The organism is Streptomyces poonensis, from assembly GCF_014650915.1.
Lineage (GTDB): Bacteria > Actinomycetota > Actinomycetes > Streptomycetales > Streptomycetaceae > Streptomyces > Streptomyces poonensis.
Genome location: NZ_BMVW01000013.1, coordinates 53,091 through 73,854, shown reverse-complemented (window position 1 = coordinate 73,854; position 20,764 = coordinate 53,091). Strand labels below are relative to the sequence as shown.

Here is a 20,764-nt window from a genome sequence, read left to right as displayed (position 1 = left end):
GATCATGGGGAACGAGGCGGTGATCGGTACGTCGATCCTGGTGATCACGGGCACCGGCACGGAGATCGGCAAGACGGTGACCACGGCCGCCGTCGCCGCGGTGGCCGCCGCGGCGGGCCGCTCCGTGGCCGTGCTCAAGCCCGCGCAGACGGGCGTACGGCGCGGTGAGCGCGGCGACGCGGACGAGGCGGCCCGGCTGGCCGGCGCACCCGTGACGGCGCGTGAACTGGCCCGCTACCCCGAGCCGTTGGCCCCCGCGACGGCCGCCCGGCGCTCGGGGCTCCCTCCGGTGCGGCCGGAGGACGTGGCGGACGCGGCGGCCAAGCTCGCGGTGGAGCACGATCTCGTGCTCGTCGAGGGCGCGGGCGGGCTGCTCGTACGGTTCGACGAGGAGGGCGGCACGCTGGCCGACGCCGCACGGCTGCTGGACGCGCCCGTCCTGGTCGTGGCGTCGGCCGGGCTGGGAACGCTCAACACGACCGAGCTGACGGCACGTGAACTGCGCGGTCGCGGGCTGGTCCCGGCCGGCGTCGTGATCGGCAGCTGGCCCGGCGAGCCGGACCTGGCGTCGCGCTGCAACCTGGCCGATCTGCCGGTGGCGGCCGGGGCACCGCTCGTCGGCGCGGTGCCCGCCGGCGCCGGGGGGCTGGATCCGCTCGACTTCCGCGCGCGGGCGGGGAGTTGGCTGGCGGCGGAGCTGGGCGGGGTGTGGGACGCGGGGGCGTTCAAGGCCCTGTACCCGGCGTGAGGCGGGGGGTGTTCACGGCGCGGTAGCGGCGTGCGGCGAGAGGCGTTCACGGCTCGCGACGGGTGAGCGGGGGCACGACGGGGGACAATCGTGGTAACCGCCGCCCTCCTCGGGAGCCCGCCATGGCACGCGCCACCCGGAACGCCGTGCACCACCCCCTCTTCGCCCGGTTCTACATGAGACTCAGCGCGGCGGTGGAACCGAAGGTGGGGCCGTTCCGCGACGAACTCCTGGCCGGGCTCTCGGGGCGGGTCATCGAGATCGGCGCGGGCAACGGCCTCAACTTCGCGCACTATCCGCGCACCGTCTCCGAGGTCGTGGCGATCGAACCGGAGCGCCTGCTGCGGCAGGCGGCGGCGAACGCCGCCCTGCGCGCCGATGTGCCGGTGGACGTCGTACCGGGCGCGGCGGAGGCGCTGCCGGTGAAGAGCGAGGCGTTCGACGCGGCCGTGGTGTCCCTGGTGCTGTGCACCGTGCGGGACGTGCGGCGGTCGCTGGCGGAGGTCCGGCGTGTGCTGCGTCCGGGCGGCGAACTGCGGTTCTTCGAGCACGGCCTCGGCGGCGGGCGTGTCATGCGCGTGACGCAGCGGGCGGCGGACCGCACGGTGTGGCCCCTGCTGTTCGGCGGCTGCCACACGGCCCGGGACCCGATCGGCGCGATACGGGACGCCGGGCTGGAGATCGGCTCGTACCGGGATCCGGCGGCGTTCGACAGGGGGCCGCGGCTGCCCGGTTCCTTCCTGGTGCTCGGGACGGCGCGGCGCCCCGAGCTCATGGAAGCGGAGGGCGAGAGCCCCACGGACTCGGACGGTTAGGAGTGGCCGGCCGCGCCCGGTTCATACGCCCCACTTCCGCAGTTCCTCCGCGATGTCGTGCACCGAGGCCTCGCCGCTCTTCACCAGTCGTGCCAGCTCCCTGACCTGCTCGGGCGTGGTGACGACCTTGACGCCGCCGGCCACCAGGTAGGCGTACGCGACCGCGCAGGCGAACAGTGCGTTGGAGCGTTCCAGCGCGGGGACGTGCAGCAGGAGCTGGAGCAGTGCGGCGGCGCGGGCGTGCGGGTTGTCGTAGACGGGGACGTCGAATATCTCGGCCTCGTGCCGGGCGACGGCAGCGACGAGGGCGCCCCAGTCGGTGACCTGGGGATCACCGGGCGTCTTCTGTTCGGCGACCATGAGGAGCCAGGCGAGGTCGATTCTCAGATTGCTCAAGGGATCCGTGGTGTCCTCTTGCTCATGGTGCTCAAGGCATCGGCGGTGTCCTCAGCGACGGCCTTCGCGCTCCGCCCCGAACTCCTCGGCGAACACGCTCTCGTACTGCCGCATGAAGTCGGCGGCGGCCTCCACGAAGCTCTGCCCCGTCTCCCCCGCGTCCTGTCGCACCAGCTCTTCGATGTACCGGTTCACGCTCATCCCGCGCTCCAGGGCTCGTTCGCGGGCGGCGCGGGCCGTGGCCGCGTCCACCCGCACGTTCAACTGGGTCTTGGCCATGATGCGACGCTAGCGCTGGAGCGCTAGCGCGAGCAAGGCGCCCGGTGGGCGCACGGGCGCACGGACCGGATCCACGCATGCACCGCCGAGCGCCAGACGAATGCCCCTTACATCGGCATAGGGGACCCGACCTGTGACGGAGGGCGCCCGGGACTTCAGGGGGATGTCCGGTACAGGACACGGCACACTATGCTCCGCCGGAGGCACGAGCCCGATCTCGTACGACCGAGGAGGCCGCCTTGCGTACAGCTGCTCCGGAGCACGCCCCCGGCCGCGCGGAGGCCGACGGGATCGCCGCCCGCGCGCGGAGGCTGACCAAGGCGTACGGGTCCGGCGAGACGGCGGCCCTCGCCCTCGACTCGGTCGACGTCGACATCGCCCGCGGCCGGTTCACCGCGGTGATGGGGCCCTCCGGCTCGGGCAATCCCGACGCTGAACGCGGCCGAGAACATCACCCTCCCCATGGCTCTGGGGGGAGAGTGGCGTGCGCGCGGGCGCTGGCCTCCCACCCCGAGCTGATCTTCGCGGACGAACCGACCGGCAACCTCGACTCCCGCGCCGGGCTGGAGGTGCTCGGCTTCCTGCGCAAGGCCGTCGACGACCTGGGCCAGACCGTGGTGATGGTCACCCACGACCCCGGCGCCGCCGCCCACTCCGACCTGGTGCTCTTCCTCGCGGACGGACGCATCGTGGACGAGATGGAGCGGCCGACCGCCGAGGCCGTACTGCAGCGCATGAAGCGTTTCGACACCATCCGGGCGACCGGGGCGGTCTTCGGTGGTGGCGGCCCCGCCGACGGCGAACCGTCCTCGTGACCGCCTTCCCCCTTCCGCTCACGTCACTTCCCTGAGGAGAGCGCATGTCCCGCCCGTTCCGCTTCGGCGTCAACCTGCTCAGTCCCGCACCCGCCGACGAGTGGCGCGCGAAGTGCCGCAGGGCCGAGGAACTCGGTTACGACGTGATCCTGGTCCCCGACCATCTCGGGATGCCGGCCCCGTTCCCCGCCCTGGTCGCGGCGGCCGCGGCGACCCGGCGGCCGCGGCTCGGCACGTTCGTGCTCAACGCGGGCTTCTGGAACCCGGCGCTGCTGGCCCGCGAGGTGGCCACCACGGACGCCCTGACGGGCGGGCGCCTCGAACTCGGCCTCGGCACCGGATACGTCCGGTCGGAACACGAGACCGCGGGGCTGCCCTGGGGATCGCCGCGCGAGCGCGTGGATCATCTGCGGCACACGGTGGAGGAGCTGGCACGGCTGCTCGGCTCCGAGGAGCTCCCCCACTCTCAACTTCGTTCGAGCGGGGAGACCCCCATGCCACGCCCCGTGCAACAGCCCCGGGTTCCCCTGCTGATCGGCGCGGGCGGCGACCGGATGCTGAGGCTCACCGCCGAGCACGCGGACATCGCGGCGTTCACGGGGGCGCGCAGCGTGCCCGGCGGTGCCATGGTTCCCGTGACGGCGGAGGAGTTCGGCGAGCGTGTCGCCCTGTACGGGAAGCTGGCCGCCGGACGCGAGGAACCGGCCGAGCTCAACCTGCTCATCCAGTTGGTCGCCGTCACGGACGATCCCGGTGCCGCCGTACAGGAGTGGCTGCCCTTCGCTCCGCAGCTGACGGAGGAGCAGGTCCTGGAGTTGCCGGTGGTGCTCGTGGGCGGTCTGGAGGAGGTCGTCGGACGGGCGCGGGCGCTGCGGGAGCGGTACGGCATCACGTATCTGACCATCATGGAGGCCCACATGGAGGCGTTCGCTCCGGTCATGGCCGCGCTGCGCGGGGAGTGACCCGTCCGGGGCCGTGCCCGGAACCGCCCGGGCCCGTGCGGGGAAGCGTCCGGATCGTGGAATTCCGCGCCGGTCCGGGCGCCGGGTGATGGGATCATCCGCATGACCGACCTGCGCATACGGGCTGCGACGCCCCAGGACCTCGACACCGTGCTGGCCTTCTGGAAGACGGCCGCGGAGGGCACGAGCATCAGCGACGACCGGGAGGGCGTGGAGCGGCTGGTCGCCCGCGACCCGGAGGCGCTGCTCCTCGCCGAGCTGGACGGGGAGCTGGTGGGCACGGTGATCGCGGGCTTCGACGGCTGGCGCTGCCATCTGTACCGGCTCGCGGTGCACCCCGGGCGGCGCCGGCGGGGTATCGGCTCGGCCCTGCTGGCCGCCGCCGAGGAGCGGTTCGTACGACTCGGGGGCCGGCGCGGGGACGCGATGGTGCTCGTACGGAACGAGACGGCGCACCATGCCTGGCGCGCTGCGGGGTACGCGCCGGAGGAGCAGTGGCGGCGGTGGGTGAAGCCGCTCGAAGAGTGACAGCCTGACGGTGACCCGGAACGAGAGGTATGAGCGTCCGCCCATGGGTGATCTCTGCCGGAGCGGCGCCGGCGCCCCGCGCGGCCCGCGCCGTCGTGCGCACCGTCCGTCCCTGCCGGATCATGGGACGGAGGTGACCCGATGACCGAAGTGCTCCTCCTGCTGGTGGCGGTGCTGCTCTCGCTGGCCTGCGGCGCCTTCGTCGCGGCGGAGTTCTCGCTGACCACGGTCGAGCGCGGCGAACTCGAGCGGGCCGCGGAACGGGGTGAGCGGGGCGCGGCGGGCGCTCTCAAAGCCGTACGGAACCTGACCTTCCAGCTCTCCGGGGCCCAGCTGGGCATCACCGTGACCAACCTGGTCGTCGGCATGCTGGCCGAGCCGTCCATCGCCGCGCTGATCTCGGGACCGCTGGAGGCCGTGGGCGTGCCGGCCGCCGCGTCGGGCTCGATCGCGCTGGTCGTCGGTACGGCCCTGTCGACCGTCTTCCTGATGGTGGTCGGCGAGCTGGTGCCCAAGAACTGGGCGATCTCCTCGCCGCTCACGGTGGCCAGGGCGGTGGCGACCCCGCAGCGCTGGTTCAGCTGCGCGTTCCGCCCGTTCATCACCCATCTGAACAACACCGCGAACCGTCTTGTGCGCCGCCTCGGCGTCGAACCCGCCGAGGAGCTGGCCTCCGCGCGCGGGCCCCAGGAGCTGGCCGCCCTCGCCCGGCACTCCGCTCGGGAGGGCGCCCTCGAGGCCGACACCGCCGAGCTGTTCGTGCGCACGCTGAATCTCGCCGATCTGACCGCGGAGAACGTGATGACCCCGCGCGTGCAGGTCATCGCGCTGGACGACCGGGCCACCTGCGAGGACGTGGCCAACGCGACCCGGGCGACGGGTCTGTCCCGCTTCCCCGTCCACCGCGGCGGCCTCGACTCGGTGATCGGCACGGTCCACGTCAAGGACGTGCTGGCCGTGCCCGCCGGACGCCGCCCCCACGTCCCCGTCTCGGAGCTGGTGCGCGAGCCGCTGTTCGTGCCGGAGACCCTGACCGTGGACCGCCTCCTGGACCGGCTGTCCGGCAAGCGCACGATGGCCGTGGTGATCGACGAGTACGGCGGCACCGCGGGCGTCGCCACCCTGGAGGACATCGTCGAGGAGGTCGTCGGCGAGGTCCGCGACGAGCACGACCCGCACGAGACGCCCGACCTCGCCCCCGCGGGCGCGGACGACGAGGGCCGCGCCCTCTACTCGGCCGACGGCTCGGCCCGCACCGACCAGCTCGCGCGCGTGGGGCTGCGGGTACCGGACGGGCCGTACGAGACGCTCGCGGGCCTGGTCGCGGCCGAGCTGGGCCGTATCCCGGCCGTGGGCGACACCGTCGCCGTGGCCGGCTGGCGGATGGACGTGGTGGACGCCTCGGGGCGCCGGGCCGCGCGGGTCCTGCTGCACGCGCCGCTCGCCGAGGACGAGGCGGAGAACCAGAAGAAGGACGAGAAGGGCGAGAAGAGCGAGAAGGACGAGAAGGGGGAGGGGAGGCGATGACCGCCGTCCAGCTGCTGATCGGTCTGGCGACACTGGTCGTGAACGCCTTCTTCGTCGGCGCCGAGTTCGCGCTGATCTCCGTACGCCGCAGCCAGATCGAGCCGTACGCCGAAGAGGGCGACCGGCGGGCGAAGAGCGTGCTGTGGGGCCTGGAGCACGTGTCCGCGCTGCTGGCGGCCGCACAGCTCGGCATCACGCTGTGCACCCTGGTCCTCGGTGTGGTCGCGGAGCCCGCGATCGCGCATCTGCTGGAGCCGGTGTTCCACGCGGTCGGCATTCCGGAGGGCCCCGGGCACGCGGTGTCGTTCGTGATCGCGCTCGCGCTCGCGACGTATCTGCACATGCTGCTCGGCGAGATGGTGCCGAAGAACGTGTCGCTGGCGGAGCCGGTGCGCACCGCTCTGCTGCTCGGCCCGCCGCTGGTGGCGCTGTCACGGGCGCTGCGTCCGGTGATCTTCACTGTCAACGCCTTCGCCAACGCGCTGCTCAGGCTGCTGCGGATCGAGGCGAAGAACGAGGTCGCCGCGACCTTCTCCGACACCGAGCTGGCCCGGATCGTCCAGGACTCCGGGGAGGCCGGTCTCCTCGACGACCGTGCGCAGGAGCGGCTGCACGACGCGCTGGAGCTGGGCCGGCGGCCCGTGCGGGACGTGGTGCTGCCACTGGAGCGCGTGGTGTACGCGCACGTGGGGGTCACTCCGGAGGAGCTGGAACGGCTGACGGCCGAGTCCGGGTTCTCCCGGTTCCCGGTGGTGGACGCCGGCCGCCGGATCGTGGGCTATCTGCATGTGAAGGACGCGCTGGACGCGACCCCCCGCGACGTGCCGTTCCCGGTGCGGGAGATGCGGCCGATCGCCCGGGTCCGGGAGACCACGCCCCTGGACGACGTCCTGACGGCGATGCGCCGCAGCCGGACGCACCTGGCGGCGGTCCTGGGCGCGGACGGCCGGCTGGCGGGGCTGGTGACGATGGAGGACGTGCTGCGGGAGCTGTTCGGTCAGCCGGTGTGACGGACGGGACGGCCGGGCGGACCGGCCGGCGCGGCGGTTCCGCCCCGGGACGACGGCTTCGGCCCCGGGACGGCGGCTCCGGCCCGGAAGTCACCGTCCGGCGCTCCCGCCCCTCCCCCGGCCCGACCGACCGCTGGGTATGGGCGCGGGTTAGCATCGTCCACGCCATGCAGACGAACCCCACATACACCAGCCTTGTCGCGGTCGGCGACTCCTTCACCGAGGGCATGTCGGACCTGATGCCCGACGGTTCCTACCGGGGCTGGGCGGATCTCCTCGCGGCGCGGATGGCCGCTCGCACGCCCGGTTTCCGGTACGCCAATCTCGCGGTGCGCGGCAAACTCATCCAGCAGATCGTCGACGAGCAGGTCGACGTCGCGGCCGCGATGGGGGCCGATGTGATCACGCTCGTGGGCGGTCTGAACGACACCCTGCGGCCCAAGTGCGACATGGCACGGGTGCGCGGGCTCCTGGAGGAGGCCGTGGAGCGCCTCGCCCCGTCCTGCAAGCAGCTCGTGCTGATGCGCAGCCCGGGCCGCCAGGGTCCGGTGCTGGAACGTTTCCGCCCCCGTATGGAAGAGCTGTTCGCCAGCGTCGACGAGCTCGCCGCACGGCACGGGGCGCTGGTGGTCGACCTGTACGGGGCGCCGTCGCTCGCCGACCCCCGCATGTGGGACGTGGACCGGCTGCATCTGACGGCCGAGGGGCACCGCCGGGTCGCGGAGGCGGTCTGGCAGACGCTCGGGTACGAGACGGAGGACGCCGAGTGGCGAACGCCGCTGCCGGTCGCGGCACCGCCCGCCTGGTTCGCGCGGCGCGTCGCCGACGTCCGCTTCACCCGGCAGCACCTGCTCCCGTGGATCGGCCGCCGGCTGACCGGCCGGTCGTCGGGGGACGGGCGCCCGGCGAAGCGGCCGGAGCTGCTGCCGTACGAGTGACCGGCGCCCCGGGCGGCGGGTGGTTCCGGCGGCCACAGCGAGGGAACACCAACGGCGTCGACCCGCCGCACCGTACCGCCGTGCGGCACCGCCACTCCGGGGGACCGAGATGACCGTCCGTGTCTGCTCACTGATCACCAACGGCCCGCAGCTCATAGCCCCGGACACCTATACGGTGGTCCGCTTCCCCTACGGCAGCGCCGAGTCCTACGACCGGTACGACATGCATCCCGCGACCCAGCCGGACGGCTACGTCGTCACCGACCCGGAGAACGACGACCGGGCAGGGCTGATCTGGCCGGCCGCGGACGGCTGGGGCACCCTGACGGCGATGATCCAGTGGGAGGCGGCCGGCTACACGGAGCTGCGGGACCAGTTCGTACGGGACCCGCTGGGCCTCACCGACAACCCGGTCGACACCACCGCCACCGACCATCGGCCGCCGAGCCCCGGGATGCAGTGCTTCACCAAGCACCACGAGATCTTCGTGCACCCCGGCGTACCGCTGGCCCTGCGTGTCTCCCACAACGACGGCGCGCCCCGCCGGCTGGTCCTCGCGGAGTTCAAGCTGGCCGTCCACCCGACGTGAGACACCCGGCGTGCGGCATCGGACGCACAGGTAAACTCCCTGCACGTGACTTCTGCGCCTGCCAAGCCCCGCATCCCGAACGTCCTCGCCGGACGGTACGCCTCCGCCGAGCTCGCCACGCTCTGGTCCCCCGAGCAGAAGGTGAGGCTGGAGCGACAGCTCTGGCTGGCCGTGCTGCGGGCCCAGAAGGACCTCGGGATCGAGGTGCCGGACGCGGCGATCGCCGACTACGAGCGGGTGCTCGACCAGGTCGACCTGGCGTCGATCGCCGAGCGCGAGAAGGTCACCCGGCACGACGTGAAGGCGCGGATCGAGGAGTTCAACGACCTCGCCGGGCATGAGCACGTGCACAAGGGCATGACCTCCCGCGACCTGACCGAGAACGTCGAGCAGCTGCAGATCCGGCTCTCGCTGGAGCTGATGCGCGACCGTACGGTGGCCGTGCTGGCCCGGCTCGGGAAGCTCGCCGGCGGGTACGGCGAGCTGGTGATGGCGGGCCGCTCGCACAACGTGGCCGCGCAGGCCACCACCCTCGGCAAGCGTTTCGCGACCGCCGCCGACGAGCTGCTCGTGGCGTACGGCCGGGTGGAGGAGCTGCTGGGCCGCTACCCGCTGCGCGGCATCAAGGGCCCGGTCGGCACGGCGCAGGACATGCTGGACCTGCTCGGCGGGGACGCGTCGAAGCTCGCGGAGCTGGAGGGCCGGATCGCCGGGCACCTCGGCTTCGGGCAGGCGTTCACCTCGGTCGGCCAGGTCTACCCGCGCTCGCTGGACTACGAGGTCGTGACCGCGCTGGTGCAGCTGGCGGCGGCGCCCTCCTCGCTGGCGAAGACGATCCGGCTGATGGCCGGGCACGAGCTGGTGACCGAGGGCTTCAAGCCCGGCCAGGTCGGCTCCTCGGCGATGCCGCACAAGATGAACACCCGCTCCTGCGAGCGCGTCAACGGCCTCATGGTGATCCTGCGCGGCTACGCCTCTATGACCGGTGAGCTGGCGGGCGACCAGTGGAACGAGGGCGACGTGTCCTGCTCGGTGGTGCGCCGGGTCGCGCTGCCGGACGCGTTCTTCGCGCTGGACGGGCTGCTGGAGACGTTCCTGACGGTGCTCGACGAGTTCGGCGCCTTCCCGGCGGTCGTCGCCCGCGAGCTGGACCGCTACCTGCCGTTCCTCGCCACCACCAAGGTGCTGATGGGTGCCGTGCGCGCGGGTGTCGGGCGCGAGGTCGCGCACGAGGCCATCAAGGAGAACGCCGTCGCCTCCGCCCTCGCCATGCGCGAGCAGGGCGCCGAGCGCAACGAGCTGCTCGACAAGCTGGCGGCGGACGAGCGCATCCCGCTGGACCGCGCCCAGCTGGACGCCCTGATGGCCGACAAGCTGTCGTTCACGGGCGCCGCCGCCGACCAGGTCGGCACGGTGGTCGGCCGGATCGAGGAGATCGTGAAGCAGCACCCCGAGGCCGCGGGGTACGCCCCGGGAGCGATCCTCTGACGCGCTTCACCGCACAGGAGCTGGAGGCCGCCCGCGACCGTCCGGTACCGGACGTCGTCGCGGACGGTCTCCGCGTGCTGTTCTGCGGCATCAATCCTGGCCTGATGACGGCCGCGACGGGCCACCACTTCGCCCGCCCCGGCAACCGCTTCTGGCCGGTGCTGCACCGGTCCGGGTTCACGCCGAGGCTGCTGAGGCCCGCGGAGCAGCAGGAGTTGCTGTCGTACGGGCTCGGCATCACCAACGTCGTCGCGCGGCCGACCGCACGGGCGGACGAGCTGGCCGCCGAGGAGTACCGGGAGGGCGGCCGGCTGCTGGCCCTGAAGGTGGCGCGGCTGCGGCCCCGCTGGCTGGCCGTGGTGGGCATCACGGCCTACCGGGCCGCGTTCGACGACCGCAAGGCCCAGGTCGGCCCGCAACAGCGGACGATCGGGGACACGCGCGTGTGGGTGCTGCCCAACCCCAGCGGGCTGAACGCGCACTGGACGGTCGAGACGATGGCGGAGGAGTTCGCCCGGCTGCGGGTGGCGGCGGAGACCTCCGAGGGATAGCCGGCCGGCCTGAACGGCCGCTCACCGGGATCGCAAGTCGGTCGCAGTGAGGCAGTCACGGCGGATCCGTCTCCGTGATGACCGCGAGGAGCTGGAACGGCAGTTCCTTGTCCCACTGCGAGACGCCCAGAGCGACCCAGCGTCCACCGGCCCGCCACACATGGACGTCCGGCACGTGCGCGGCGAGCGTCCCCCAGGGCCCGGGTATGTCCTCACCCTCCGTGGACCGGACGAAGGCACTCCACAGGCTGAGGACGTCCGGGGCTCCCCAGCGCTCGGCCAGCCGCTGCGAGAGGGCGTCCCGCTCCGCCTCGTACTGCTCCTCCGTCGCCTCCCGTTCCGTACCGTCGTCCTCCCAGAAGCCGGCGCTCGTCCGTAACTCGGCGATGTGGTGGCCGGGTCCCGCGCTGCCGGTGTCCGTCCGGCCGTGCTCCGTGGGGAAGTCGGCGGAGCACAGCCGGTCGATGGTGACGAGGTGCTGTGCGATGTCCATGCGTCCCAGTAAAGCGGGCACCACTGACAATTGGCTGTGCGTCAGCCGGGCGCCCGCCCCCGCCGCCGGTGACCTGCGCCAGGCGCTGCGCGCGGGCGCGAACGGCTTCCCGCTGAACCGGGTCCGCCCGGCGGAGATCGTGCACGCGGTGCGGCCGGTCGCCGAAGGCGGCGCGCTGCTGTTCCCCGCGTCGGTGCGGCAGCCGGCGCGCGGGGGCGGACGTGCTGCGGCTGATGACGCGGAACCTGTCGGACGCGGAGATCGCCGAGCGGCCGGCCGTCGGCACGGAGACCGTGAAGCCGCGTGTCAGCGCCGTCCTGGCGAAGCCGGGGGCCCGGGACCGCACCCAGGCGGTGATCGTGGCGTACGAGTCGGGGGGCGTCGCGCCGGGCCGAGCGGGCCGGCGGGTGACGCACGGGCACCGGGCCCTCGCCGGTGCCCGCCGCGCCGAGTACGATCCGGGCGGGCGCGCGCACGACCTGGGAGGACGGACGGTGGGGCTGCTGACCGGCGGGGATCCCTCGCTGCTGCGGAGGATCAATTCGGCGGTGGTGCTGCACGCGCTGCGCGCCACGGACTGCGCGACGCTCACCGAGATCACGCGCGTGACCGGACTGTCCCGGCCGACGGTCGAGGGCGTGGTCGAGGGGCTGGTCGGGACGGGGCTCGTCGTCGAGCAGGCGGCCGAGGAGGGCGCCACCCGCAAGCAGGGGCGGCCCGCGCGGAGGTTCCGGTTCCGGGCGGAGGCCGGCCACCTGCTGGGGCTGGACATCGGCGCGCACCGGGTGACGGCGCTCCTCGCGGATCTGGACGGCCGGGTGCTGGGCACGCTGTCCAAGGACGTCTCCGAGACGGCGGCGGCCGACGAGCGGCTGGAGCGGCTGCGCTCGACGGTCGCGGAGCTGCTGCGCCGTGCGGGCGTGGCCCGGGGCTCCCTGCGTGCGGTCGGTGTGGGCAGTCCGGGGATCGTCGAGGCCGACGGCACGGTGCGGCTGGGTACGGCGCTGCCCCAGTGGACGGGGCTGCGGCTGGGCGAGCGGCTGAGCCGTTCCTTCCGGTGCCCGGTGATCGTGGAGAACGACGCCAACGCGGCGGCCGTCGCCGAGCACTGGAAGGGCGCGGCCGTCGACTCCGACGACGTCGTGTTCGTCCTGGCAGGGCTCAGCCCGGGTGCCGGTTCGCTGATCGGCGGGCGGCTGCACCGCGGGTACGGGGGCGCGGCCGGGGAGATCGGGGCGCTGCACCTGCTGGGCCGCGAGGCCACGCCTGAGGCGCTGCTGTCGACGACGGACGAGCCGCTGCCCCCGCTCGACGAACAGGCCGTGGCCGAGGTGTTCGCCCATGCCCGTGGGGGCGACCGGCGGGCCCGCGCGGCAGTGGACCGCTTCACTCGGCGGCTCGTGCACGACGTGGGAGCACTGGTCCTGGCCCTCGACCCCGAGCTGGTCGTCGTCGGCGGCTGGGCGACCGGCCTGGACGATGTGCTCGACCCGCTCCGGAACGAGCTGGCGCGCTACTGTCTGCGCCCGCCCCGGGTGACGCTGTCGGAACTGGGCGAGGCCGCCGTGGCCATGGGGGCGCTGCGGCTGGCGCTGGACCACGTCGAGGAGGAGCTGTTCGCGGTGGAGGGCTCGGTGACCGCTCGGCACTGAGCGGACGGGCCGCCCGGCACCGCGCGGGCACCGGCCCAAGCGGGAACAGGCGGAACCGTGGTGCGTGACGCTCAGGTCCCGTGGCGCGTGACCCTCAGGAAGCGTGGCGCTCGGGTCCGTGGTGTATCTCGACGCCGGAGTCGCCGAAGGTCAGGCGGCAGGTGTCGGCGCGGTACGTGGCCACGGAGACCGCCGCGGTGCGTGCCTCGGCGATGAAGCGGGTCGTGACGACGAGGACCGGGGCGCCGGGCAGCCGGTCGAGCTCCTTGGCGTCCTCCGCGCGGGCCGAGCCCAACTCCACCGCGCGTTCCTGGCCCTCCAGCGACAGCCCCTGGAGCCGGCGGAGCACGGCACGCGCGCGGGCGGCGCCGGAGGGCGCGTCCACGGCGGGCAGACCGGGCACGGAGGACTCCGGTACGTAGAGCAGCTCGGCGGCCACGGGCTGGCCCTGGCTCACCCGGGACCGGCGTACCGTGTGCACCTGCTCGCCGACCGCGGTCTCCAGGATGGCGGCCACCGCGTTGGGCGGGGCCGTCATCGTGCAGTCGGTGGGCTGCCAGGTGTCACCGGCCGCACCCGGCCACACATGCTGTTCGGTACCGACGGCCACCCCCATACGGGGCGGGGCGACGGTGGTGCCGACGCCGCGGCGGCGCTGCAGCCGGCCTTCCAGTTCCAGCTGCTCCAGCGCCTGGCGGAGCGTCGCGCGGGCGACGCCGAACCGGGCCGCGAGATCACGCTCGTTGGGCAGGATCTCGCCCACAGAGAACTCGGAGTCCAGTGCCTCGCTGAGCACGGTCTTCAAGTGCCAGTACTTCGGTTCCGGCACCGTTTCCAGCTGCGTGGTCCCCACCCTGTCCTCCGCGATCGCCGTGGCCGGCGGCGTTTTGGCGCCCTTGTTTATTAAAGGTTGTTGCACTTTCTCTGCGACGATAGGACGGCCCCCACCCTTGGTCAAGACCAATCCGCCAACGCACAGGTGTCCGACAGATACGGGCGACACGGCGTTCACACGGCGTTCGCGTACGGGGAGATCCCGGGCATCACGCGGACCTGACGGGCAGACGGGCATGACGACGAGGCCCCCGTTCACCCGGAACGGGGGCCTCGCGACCGTACGACGGCCTTGCGCCGGTTTCTGTGCCGGTTCCTGCGTCGGCTCAGGGGCCGACCTCCAAGGACAGGAGCTTGTTCGGGTTGCGCACGATGTAGACGCACTGGACACGGCCGTCGACGACGTCGAGCTGCAGCACGCTGTCGACCTTGCCGCCGGTGACCACGACGACGGCCGGGCCGCCGTTGAGCTCCATGAAACGGATCTCCGCGCCCACGAGCCCCGGGCCGGCGACGCCGTGCAGGAACCGCGCCACCTTGTCGGCGGACTCGAGGACCCGCACCGGCGCCTTGGCGAGGCCGCCGCTGTCGCCCACGAGCCGGGCGTCGGGCGCGAGCAGGGACATCAGCCCCGCCAAGTCGCCCTCGGCCGCGGCGGCGAGGAACCGTTCGGTGAGGTCACGGCGCTCGGCGGGGTCGACCGCGTAGCGCGGTCTCCGCTCGTCGACGTGCTTGCGGGCCCGCCCGGCGAGCTGGCGCACGGCGGCCTCGCTCCGCTCCAGGGTGGCGGCGATGTCGGCGTACGGGAACCCGAACGCCTCGCGGAGCACGAACACAGCGCGCTCCAGGGGCGAGAGGGACTCCAGGACCACGAGGACGGCGAGCGACACGGAGTCGGCGAGCACGGCCCGCTCGGCACTGTCCGGGACAGTGTCGCCGAAGTCGGTGACGTACGGCTCGGGGAGCCAGGGCCCGACGTACGCCTCGTTGCGGGAGCGGATCTGGCGGAGCCGGTCGAGGGCGAGGCGGGTGGTGACGCGGACCAGGTAGGCACGTGGTTCGCGGACGTCGGTACGGTCGGCGGCCGACCAGCGCAGCCACGCCTCCTGCACCACGTCCTCGGCGTCGGCCACCCGCCCGAGCATGCGGTAGGCGACGCCCGTCAGGACGGGACGGTGCTCTTCGAAGACCTCGGTCGCGGTGTCGGTGGTCACGCCCACCATCCCAGCCGACGGGTCCCCCTCGTGTCCAGGCCGTTTCACCGGTCCCGGACGGGCTGGACGATTCGCGGACGCCGTTCGTCCGTGGCCGCCGTGCCGGGCCGCACGGCCGAGCGGGCGGGTGCCCGGGAGCCGAGGGCGACACCGGCTCCGACCAGGGCGCTGCCGAGGGCCTGTGCGACGCCGTAGGAGCCGGTGCCGACGAGCGGGGCGGTGCAGGCGGCGGCCACCGGGATGAGCCCGGAGAACAGCGTGGCTCGTTCGGCGCCGATCCGCTGCATGGCCATGTACCAGCAGACGAAGCCGACGACGGTGACGACGGCCGCCTGCCACAGCAGTGCCGCCGCCTCGGCCGGGGCCGGGACGCGCAGCCACGCGCCGCCGTCCGCGGCCACGCCCACCAGCGCCGACTCGACCGCGGCGAGGCCGCACACGGTGGCCGACAGCAGCCGGGGGCCGAGCGGACGCAGCACGGGCACGGCGAGCACCGCGAAGCCGACCTCTCCGGCCAGCGCGCCCACGGACCAGGCGATTCCGGCACCGTCCGTGCGGCCCCACCCCTGCACCGTGAAGGCGCCCGCCGCGACGAGCGACGCACCGTACAGGACGAGGCGTTGCGGCCGGCGGCCCTCCGTGAGGGGCACCAGGACGGCGACGATCACCGGGGCGCAGCCCACGAAGACGCCCGGTACGGCCGGTTCCGCGGTGCGTTCGGCGGCGATCACAGCGAGGTTGAAGCCGACCATGCCGACGGCCGCGAGCAGCGCGAGCCGCCCCCACTGCCGGCGCGTGAGGCGCCGCAGGGGTGCCGTGCCGCCGCGCCCGACGAGCGGCAGGAACAGCAGGCAGGCGAAGCCGTAGCGCAGGAACTGACCGCCCGCGTACGGGTAGTCGACTAGGACGCTGTTGGCGGTGAAGGACGCCCCGACGAGGAGGGTGGCGAAGGCGGCGAGGAGGGAGCCGCGGGTGGTGGTGCTCATGCGAGGACGCTATGGCGGGCCGCGGTCCGCATTAAGGTCCACTTCCATGACGCCATCGGGGACCAATCGCGAGGGCCGGGAGGGCACGGCGGAAGCCGGTCGCGAGGGCCGGGACGGCGCGGCGGGAACCGGCCGCGAGGGCCGGGACGGCCTGGCACCGCCCGCCGCCGCGCCGTGGACCGCCGCCTGGGAGCTGCTCCTGCCGACCGCTTCGGCACCGGCACGCGCGCGTGGGCGCACGTTGCAGGCGGCCCTGCGCGAGGCGATCCGCACGGGCCGGCTCGCTCCCGGCACCCGGCTGCCGCCCAGCCGCGAACTGGCGGCCGACCTGAAGGTGTCACGGGGGCTGGTGACCGATGCGTACGAGCAGCTGACCACGGAGGGATACCTGCGCAGCGGGCGGGGCGCGGGCACCTGGGTGGGTGAGGCCGTCCGTTCCGCACCCCCACGCGCGCGGGACCTCGCTCCGCGTGCGCCCGGCGCCCGGGCCGGCTTCCTGCCCGGGACACCGGACCTCTCACTGTTCCCGCGCGCCGCGTGGGCGGCGGCCCAGCGGGCGGTGCTCGCCGAGGTCCCCCACCACACGCTGGGCTACCCGGACCCGCGCGGGCTGCCCAGGCTGCGTACGGCGCTCGCGGAACTCCTCACCCGGCGGCGGGGCGTGGTCGCCGACCCGGAGCGGATCGTCGTCGTCTCCGGGGTGGCCCAGGCGGCGACCGTGCTCGGGTATGCCCTCCACGCGCGCGGGGTGCGCGCCGTCGGCGTCGAGGATCCGGGCAGCCCGGGGCACGACGCCCTGTACGCGGCTACCGGGATCAGCACCGTACGGCTGCCGCTGGACGCGGAGGGCCTGGCCATCGGGCCACTGCGGGAGTCGGGCGTACGGTGCGTCGTGACCACACCCGCCCATCAGTTCCCGTCGGGCATCGCGTACTCGGCAGGGCGGCGGGCCGATCTGCTCGACTGGGCGCGCTCGGTGGACGGGCTGATCGTCGAGGACGACTACGACGGCGACTTCCGCTACGACCGTGCCCCTGTGGGGGCGCTCCAGGGGCTCGACCCGGAACGTGTCGCGTACACCGGGTCCGTCAGCAAGTCCCTCGCTCCAGGACTGCGGCTCGGCTGGCTGCTCGTCCCGGAATCGCTCGCCGAGGAGATCGTCGAACGCAAGCGGTTCATGGACCTGGGCCATCCCTCCCTCGATCAGGCGGCGTTCGCCCGGTTCGTCGAACGGGGCGACTACGACCGGCAGCTGCGACGCTGCCAGCGCGCCTACCGGGAGCGGCGCGACACGCTCGTGGCCGCCCTGGAGGAGCACTTCCCCGGCACGGAGGTGTCCGGCATCGCGGCGGGACTGCACGTCATCGCCGCGCTGCCCGGCCGGTACGGGCCTCCGGACCGCTTCCTCGGACGGGCGGCCGCGGCGGGCGTCGCCCTACGCCCGCTCGCGGACCACGGACGGGTGCCGGACGACGACGGCGTACGGCTGGTCCTGGGGTACGCGCATCTGTCGCCGGCACGGATACGGGAGAACGTCCGCCTGATGTCCGAGGCGGTGGCCTCCTGACACCGCGGACGGGAGGCCGGCACCCGTACGGGATGGGGCCGGCACCGGCGCCACAGGCGCGTGATGTCCACCACAATGACCGGACGCCCGGCCCGGAGTCCCGTTGTCGTGTCGGTTGTTCACTTCTGGTTTCCGTGTGCGCCGAAGTGCCGCAGTAGGTGTGACGGTGCACATGGCCGGATCCGTCCCTGGAGGCGCATTCATGACCCACCGTCCGCCGATCCACCTGCCCGGCCGCCGCAGCGTGCTGCGCGGTTCCCTCGCCGCCTCGGCGGCCCTGGCCCTGCCCGCCGGGCTCGGACCGGGCGCGGCGCCCGCCTTCGCCCGGTCGGGTCGGCCCCGGGCGGGATGGGGGGTGCAGGCCGGAGACGTCACCGCCCACTCCGGTCTGGTCTGGGTACGCTCCGACCGGCCGGCCCGGATGATCGTCGAGACGTCCGCCACCGAGTCCTTCCGCAATCCGCGCAGATGGCAGGGCCCGCTGCTCGGCTCCGGCACCGACTTCACCGGGACGACCCGGCTGCACGGCCTCCCCGCGGGCGAGCAGATCCACTACCGGGTGCTGCTCGCCGACCCGGACGACCCGCGCCGCACCGGTGAGCCGGTCACCGGCACCTTCCGTACGGCACCCGCGAAGCGGCGCTGCGGGGTGCGGTTCGTGTGGTCCGGGGACCTGGCCGGGCAGGGCTGGGGCATCAACGAGGACATCGGCGGCTACCGCATCTTCGACGCGATGGGCGCGCTCGACCCGGACTTCTTCCTGTTCAGCGGCGACACCGTCTACGCCGACGGGCCGATATTCGCGACGGCGGCCCTCCCCGACGGCGGCGTCTACCGGAACGTCACCACCGAGGAGAAGGCCAAGGTCGCCGAGACGCTCGCCGAGTTCCGCGGCAACCACCGGTACAACCTGCTCGACGAGGCCCTGAGGAAGTTCAACGCCCAGGTGCCGTCGATCGTCCAGTGGGACGACCACGAGGTGCGCAACAACTGGTACCCGGGCCAGGTGATCGCCGACTCGGACACCCGCTACACCGTCAAGAGCGTGGACCTGCTGGCCGCGCGGGCCACGCGGGCCTTCACCGAGTACTACCCGGTCTCCACCCTGCCGACGGGCGCGCGCGAGGGCCGTATGCACCGGGTCGTGCGGCACGGGCCGCTGCTGGACGTCTTCGTGCTGGACATGCGGACCTACCGCAACGCCAACTCCCCCGGCACCGAGACCACCGACCCGCAGGGCATCCTCGGCGCCGAGCAGCTCCAGTGGCTGAAGCGGGAGCTGTCGCGGTCGCGCGCGGTGTGGAAGGTGATCGCCTCCGACATGCCGCTGGGCCTGGTGGTGTCCGACACGACCGAGGGGAAGCAGAACATCGAGGCCGTCGCACAGGGCGACCCGGGCGCACCGCTCGGCCGCGAGCTGCAGATCGCCGAGCTGCTGCGGTTCATCAAGCACCGCAGGATCACCGGCACGGTGTGGCTGACCGCCGACGTGCACCACACCTCGGCGCAGCACTACCAGCCGTCGCGGGCCGCGTTCGGCGACTTCGAGCCGTTCTGGGAGTTCGTCTCCGGGCCGCTCAACGCGGGCGCGTTCCCGGCGAGCGCGCTGGACGGCACGTTCGGCCCCGAGCGGGTGTTCGTGAAGGCGCCGACCACCTCCAACGTCTCCCCCGCCGAGGGCTACCAGTTCTTCGGCGAGGTCGACATCGACGGCGGCAGCGGCGAGCTGACCGTACGGCTGCGGGAACAGGACGGGACCGTGCTGTTCACGAAGGTGCTGCGGCCTGGGCTGGTCGGGCAGTGACCCACCCCGTCCGCCGGCGCGTCTGACGTACGCTCATGGAACGTGCCGCGCACCGGAGTCATCCCGCGGTGCGCGGCACGGTCCTGGTCGCCGCCGGCCCCTCCCGCCCACTCCTCCTGCCTGGCATCTCCGCAGGTCAGGCCGATTGTCAGTGGCCGCCTCTACGGTCTTTCCCATGACGCGATCGTTGCAGGCCGTGGCCTATTCCCGACCCTCCGTGCTGGAGTCCGCTCCGGGCGGACAGCGGCTGGGCCTCGAGACCTCGCGGGGTGCGACCCCGACGGGCATCGAGGACCATCCGCGGTTCTTCACGGGTTTCCTGACGGCTCCCCAGGTGGCCTCCGCCGCACTGCTGGCGGTCGCGGACGTGGCGGCGGCCCGCTATCACCAGCCGCAGCTGCGGGCCTCGCTCGACCCGGTGGTCACGGGCAACGGCGACCGGCTCCGCTTCGAGTCCTTCTCCGGCTGCGGCGGGGTGTACGCGCGGCTGGACGTGCTGGAGGCGGGCCTCGACGGCGGCGAGGTGGGCCACGGCACGACGAACGTGGACGTCAACAACCCGCTGCGCGAGGCGCTGTCCCGCGTCGGCGGGGACGACCCGCTGCACTTGCGGGTCGGACCGGACGAGCTGGCGGTGACCACGTCGGCCGGGCCGGTCGTCGAGAAGCGCGTGCCGCTGCCCGACCGCTGGCTGCGCGGCTTCGCCGAGGCCCAGGTGATCGCCGCCGGGTTCGATCTGCGGGCGGAGCTGCCGGCGGCCGAGGCCGTGCGCTTCCTGCGCTCGCTGCCCGGCGGTGGCGCGCGCGGCACCGCCGGTGGTGTGCGGTGGGCGGTGCCCTCCGGCCGCACACTGCGTCCGACCACCCGGCCGGTGCCGGGGGCCGTGTGCCTGCCGGGCCCGGAGCGACTGGTCGCCCTGCGCCGGGTGCTGCGTCATGCGACGGCGCTGCGCGTGTACGGCCCGCCGGTCGCCGGAACCGCGCCGGTGGCGGGGGCCTGGGAGGTCGTCCTGCCCGGTATGCGGCTGACGCTCACTCTGTCCCCCGAGGTCGCGCGCGGCTTCTCGGGCGAGGGCGGTGTGCTGGACGCACTCGCCACCGACGCGGCGGCCGAGGACGCGGAGCTGATCGCCGTCCTGCTCGCCTGGGAGCCGCGCATCGACATCGGCGACCTGGCCACGGCCTCGGGGCTCCCTGCCGAACGGGTCCGCGCGGCCCTGGTCCGGCTGGGCACATCGGGACGCGTGGGCTACGACACGGCGGAGGCGGCGTACTTCCACCGGGAGCTCCCGTACGACGCCGACCGCGCCGAACGCAGCAATCCGCGGCTGCGTGCGGCCCGGGCCCTGGTCGCCGCGGGAGCGGTGGCCCTGGACGGCGACATCGGCACGGTGACCGCCAGGGACGGCCATGTGCACCGGGTGCGCGACGCCGCCGGAACACTGAGCTGCTCGTGTCTGTGGTGGGCCAGGTACCGGGGCGGGCGCGGACCGTGCAAGCACGCCCTGGCGGTGCGCATGACCCGTCGGGGCGCGACGGTGGGGCAGGACGCGGCATGAGCGGACGGGG

General features: G+C 73.6%; 21 protein-coding genes. 15 read left to right on the top strand and 6 right to left on the bottom strand.

What is annotated here, in order from left to right; genetic code table 11:
• Positions 1 to 4: 4 nt before the first annotated feature.
• Both bioD and IE242_RS26735 read left to right on the top strand, forming a co-directional pair.
• Positions 5 to 748 (top strand): dethiobiotin synthase, encoded by a 744-nt coding sequence (gene bioD / locus IE242_RS26740; protein ID WP_189863613.1) that lies wholly within the window; start codon positions 5 to 7, stop codon positions 746 to 748.
• 122 nt (positions 749 to 870) lie between these two features.
• On the top strand, positions 871 to 1,563 hold the full coding sequence (locus IE242_RS26735; RefSeq protein WP_189863611.1) for a class I SAM-dependent methyltransferase: 693 nt from the start codon (positions 871 to 873) through the stop codon (positions 1,561 to 1,563).
• A 21-nt stretch (positions 1,564 to 1,584) separates the two neighbouring features.
• On the opposite strand, the gene IE242_RS26730 is transcribed toward IE242_RS26735, so the two are convergent.
• Together IE242_RS26730 and IE242_RS26725 are read right to left on the bottom strand one after the other, a co-directional pair.
• Entirely contained in the window at positions 1,585 to 1,959 is a 375-nt protein-coding gene (locus IE242_RS26730; RefSeq protein WP_189863609.1) for a fic family toxin-antitoxin system, toxin component, read from the bottom strand.
• 51 nt (positions 1,960 to 2,010) lie between these two features.
• Positions 2,011 to 2,238, bottom strand: a complete 228-nt coding sequence (locus tag IE242_RS26725) for an antitoxin (protein WP_189863607.1) — start codon at positions 2,236 to 2,238, stop codon at positions 2,011 to 2,013.
• Positions 2,239 to 2,477: 239 nt separating this feature from the next.
• Here IE242_RS26725 and IE242_RS26720 point away from each other — a divergent pair, with 239 nt between their 5' ends.
• The 9 genes from IE242_RS26720 to mug all read left to right on the top strand — a co-directional run bounded on the left by IE242_RS26720 (position 2,478) and on the right by mug (position 10,646).
• Positions 2,478 to 3,053, top strand: coding sequence for an ATP-binding cassette domain-containing protein (locus tag IE242_RS26720; protein WP_373299589.1), 576 nt, complete (start codon positions 2,478 to 2,480; stop codon positions 3,051 to 3,053).
• A gap of 44 nt (positions 3,054 to 3,097) precedes the next feature.
• Positions 3,098 to 4,015 carry an LLM class F420-dependent oxidoreductase gene (locus tag IE242_RS26715; RefSeq protein WP_189863606.1) on the top strand — a complete coding sequence of 306 codons (918 nt, stop codon included), beginning with the start codon at positions 3,098 to 3,100 and terminating at the stop codon, positions 4,013 to 4,015.
• Positions 4,016 to 4,117: 102 nt separating this feature from the next.
• Complete coding sequence (locus tag IE242_RS26710; protein ID WP_189863604.1) at positions 4,118 to 4,543, top strand: GNAT family N-acetyltransferase; 426 nt, start codon at positions 4,118 to 4,120, stop codon at positions 4,541 to 4,543.
• A gap of 141 nt (positions 4,544 to 4,684) precedes the next feature.
• On the top strand, positions 4,685 to 6,070 hold the full coding sequence (locus IE242_RS26705; protein WP_189863602.1) for a hemolysin family protein: 1,386 nt from the start codon (positions 4,685 to 4,687) through the stop codon (positions 6,068 to 6,070).
• A complete protein-coding gene (locus tag IE242_RS26700) occupies positions 6,067 to 7,080 on the top strand; it encodes a hemolysin family protein (RefSeq protein WP_189863600.1) in 1,014 nt (337 codons plus the stop codon). The genes IE242_RS26705 and IE242_RS26700 overlap by 4 nt, the downstream gene beginning before the upstream one ends.
• A 167-nt stretch (positions 7,081 to 7,247) precedes the next feature.
• On the top strand, positions 7,248 to 8,018 hold the full coding sequence (locus tag IE242_RS26695) for an SGNH/GDSL hydrolase family protein (protein ID WP_189863598.1): 771 nt from the start codon (positions 7,248 to 7,250) through the stop codon (positions 8,016 to 8,018).
• 109 nt (positions 8,019 to 8,127) lie between these two features.
• Positions 8,128 to 8,607, top strand: coding sequence for a hypothetical protein (locus tag IE242_RS26690; RefSeq protein ID WP_189863596.1), 480 nt, complete (start codon positions 8,128 to 8,130; stop codon positions 8,605 to 8,607).
• Positions 8,608 to 8,652: 45 nt separating this feature from the next.
• Complete coding sequence (gene purB, locus IE242_RS26685; protein WP_189863594.1) at positions 8,653 to 10,095, top strand: adenylosuccinate lyase; 1,443 nt, start codon at positions 8,653 to 8,655, stop codon at positions 10,093 to 10,095.
• Complete coding sequence (gene mug / locus IE242_RS26680; RefSeq protein ID WP_189863876.1) at positions 10,092 to 10,646, top strand: G/U mismatch-specific DNA glycosylase; 555 nt, start codon at positions 10,092 to 10,094, stop codon at positions 10,644 to 10,646. The genes purB and mug overlap by 4 nt, the downstream gene beginning before the upstream one ends.
• A 55-nt stretch (positions 10,647 to 10,701) precedes the next feature.
• Here the strand turns inward: mug and IE242_RS26675 are convergent, their stop codons facing one another.
• A complete protein-coding gene (locus IE242_RS26675; RefSeq protein ID WP_189863592.1) occupies positions 10,702 to 11,139 on the bottom strand; it encodes a hypothetical protein in 438 nt (145 codons plus the stop codon).
• A 494-nt stretch (positions 11,140 to 11,633) separates the two neighbouring features.
• Between IE242_RS26675 and IE242_RS26670 the strand changes: the two genes are divergently transcribed.
• Positions 11,634 to 12,791 (top strand): ROK family transcriptional regulator, encoded by a 1,158-nt coding sequence (locus tag IE242_RS26670; protein WP_189863874.1) that lies wholly within the window; start codon positions 11,634 to 11,636, stop codon positions 12,789 to 12,791.
• Between the two features lie 94 nt (positions 12,792 to 12,885).
• Here IE242_RS26670 and IE242_RS26665 read toward each other — a convergent pair whose 3' ends face one another.
• From IE242_RS26665 to IE242_RS26655, 3 genes are all read right to left on the bottom strand, one after another.
• Entirely contained in the window at positions 12,886 to 13,644 is a 759-nt protein-coding gene (locus IE242_RS26665; protein WP_189863590.1) for a GntR family transcriptional regulator, read from the bottom strand.
• A 307-nt stretch (positions 13,645 to 13,951) separates the two neighbouring features.
• On the bottom strand, positions 13,952 to 14,839 hold the full coding sequence (locus IE242_RS26660; protein ID WP_189863588.1) for an RNA polymerase sigma-70 factor: 888 nt from the start codon (positions 14,837 to 14,839) through the stop codon (positions 13,952 to 13,954).
• 44 nt (positions 14,840 to 14,883) lie between these two features.
• Entirely contained in the window at positions 14,884 to 15,825 is a 942-nt protein-coding gene (locus IE242_RS26655; protein WP_189863586.1) for a DMT family transporter, read from the bottom strand.
• Positions 15,826 to 15,871: 46 nt separating this feature from the next.
• Between IE242_RS26655 and pdxR the strand changes: the two genes are divergently transcribed.
• The 3 genes from pdxR to IE242_RS26640 all read left to right on the top strand — a co-directional run bounded on the left by pdxR (position 15,872) and on the right by IE242_RS26640 (position 20,754).
• Positions 15,872 to 17,392, top strand: a complete 1,521-nt coding sequence (gene pdxR, locus IE242_RS26650; protein WP_189863584.1) for a MocR-like pyridoxine biosynthesis transcription factor PdxR — start codon at positions 15,872 to 15,874, stop codon at positions 17,390 to 17,392.
• 202 nt (positions 17,393 to 17,594) lie between these two features.
• On the top strand, positions 17,595 to 19,196 hold the full coding sequence (locus tag IE242_RS26645) for an alkaline phosphatase D family protein (protein WP_189863582.1): 1,602 nt from the start codon (positions 17,595 to 17,597) through the stop codon (positions 19,194 to 19,196).
• A 175-nt stretch (positions 19,197 to 19,371) separates the two neighbouring features.
• Positions 19,372 to 20,754: an SWIM zinc finger family protein gene (locus IE242_RS26640; RefSeq protein WP_189863580.1), complete on the top strand. Its 1,383-nt coding sequence runs from the start codon at positions 19,372 to 19,374 to the stop codon at positions 20,752 to 20,754.
• Positions 20,755 to 20,764 lie beyond the last annotated feature (10 nt).

Excerpts from the sequence above, each read along its gene's own strand:
- bioD (WP_189863613.1), top strand. The coding sequence starts at position 5 with ATGGGGAACGAGGCGGTGATCGGTACGTCGATCCTGGTGATCACGGGC.
- IE242_RS26735 (WP_189863611.1), top strand. The coding sequence starts at position 871 with ATGGCACGCGCCACCCGGAACGCCGTGCACCACCCCCTCTTCGCCCGG.
- IE242_RS26725 (WP_189863607.1), bottom strand. The coding sequence starts at position 2,238 with ATGGCCAAGACCCAGTTGAACGTGCGGGTGGACGCGGCCACGGCCCGC.
- IE242_RS26715 (WP_189863606.1), top strand. The coding sequence starts at position 3,098 with ATGTCCCGCCCGTTCCGCTTCGGCGTCAACCTGCTCAGTCCCGCACCC.
- IE242_RS26710 (WP_189863604.1), top strand. The coding sequence starts at position 4,118 with ATGACCGACCTGCGCATACGGGCTGCGACGCCCCAGGACCTCGACACC.
- IE242_RS26705 (WP_189863602.1), top strand. The coding sequence starts at position 4,685 with ATGACCGAAGTGCTCCTCCTGCTGGTGGCGGTGCTGCTCTCGCTGGCC.
- IE242_RS26700 (WP_189863600.1), top strand. The coding sequence starts at position 6,067 with ATGACCGCCGTCCAGCTGCTGATCGGTCTGGCGACACTGGTCGTGAAC.
- IE242_RS26695 (WP_189863598.1), top strand. The coding sequence starts at position 7,248 with ATGCAGACGAACCCCACATACACCAGCCTTGTCGCGGTCGGCGACTCC.
- IE242_RS26690 (WP_189863596.1), top strand. The coding sequence starts at position 8,128 with ATGACCGTCCGTGTCTGCTCACTGATCACCAACGGCCCGCAGCTCATA.
- IE242_RS26675 (WP_189863592.1), bottom strand. The coding sequence starts at position 11,139 with ATGGACATCGCACAGCACCTCGTCACCATCGACCGGCTGTGCTCCGCC.
- IE242_RS26655 (WP_189863586.1), bottom strand. The coding sequence starts at position 15,825 with ATGAGCACCACCACCCGCGGCTCCCTCCTCGCCGCCTTCGCCACCCTC.
- pdxR (WP_189863584.1), top strand. The coding sequence starts at position 15,872 with ATGACGCCATCGGGGACCAATCGCGAGGGCCGGGAGGGCACGGCGGAA.
- IE242_RS26645 (WP_189863582.1), top strand. The coding sequence starts at position 17,595 with ATGACCCACCGTCCGCCGATCCACCTGCCCGGCCGCCGCAGCGTGCTG.
- IE242_RS26640 (WP_189863580.1), top strand. The coding sequence starts at position 19,372 with ATGACGCGATCGTTGCAGGCCGTGGCCTATTCCCGACCCTCCGTGCTG.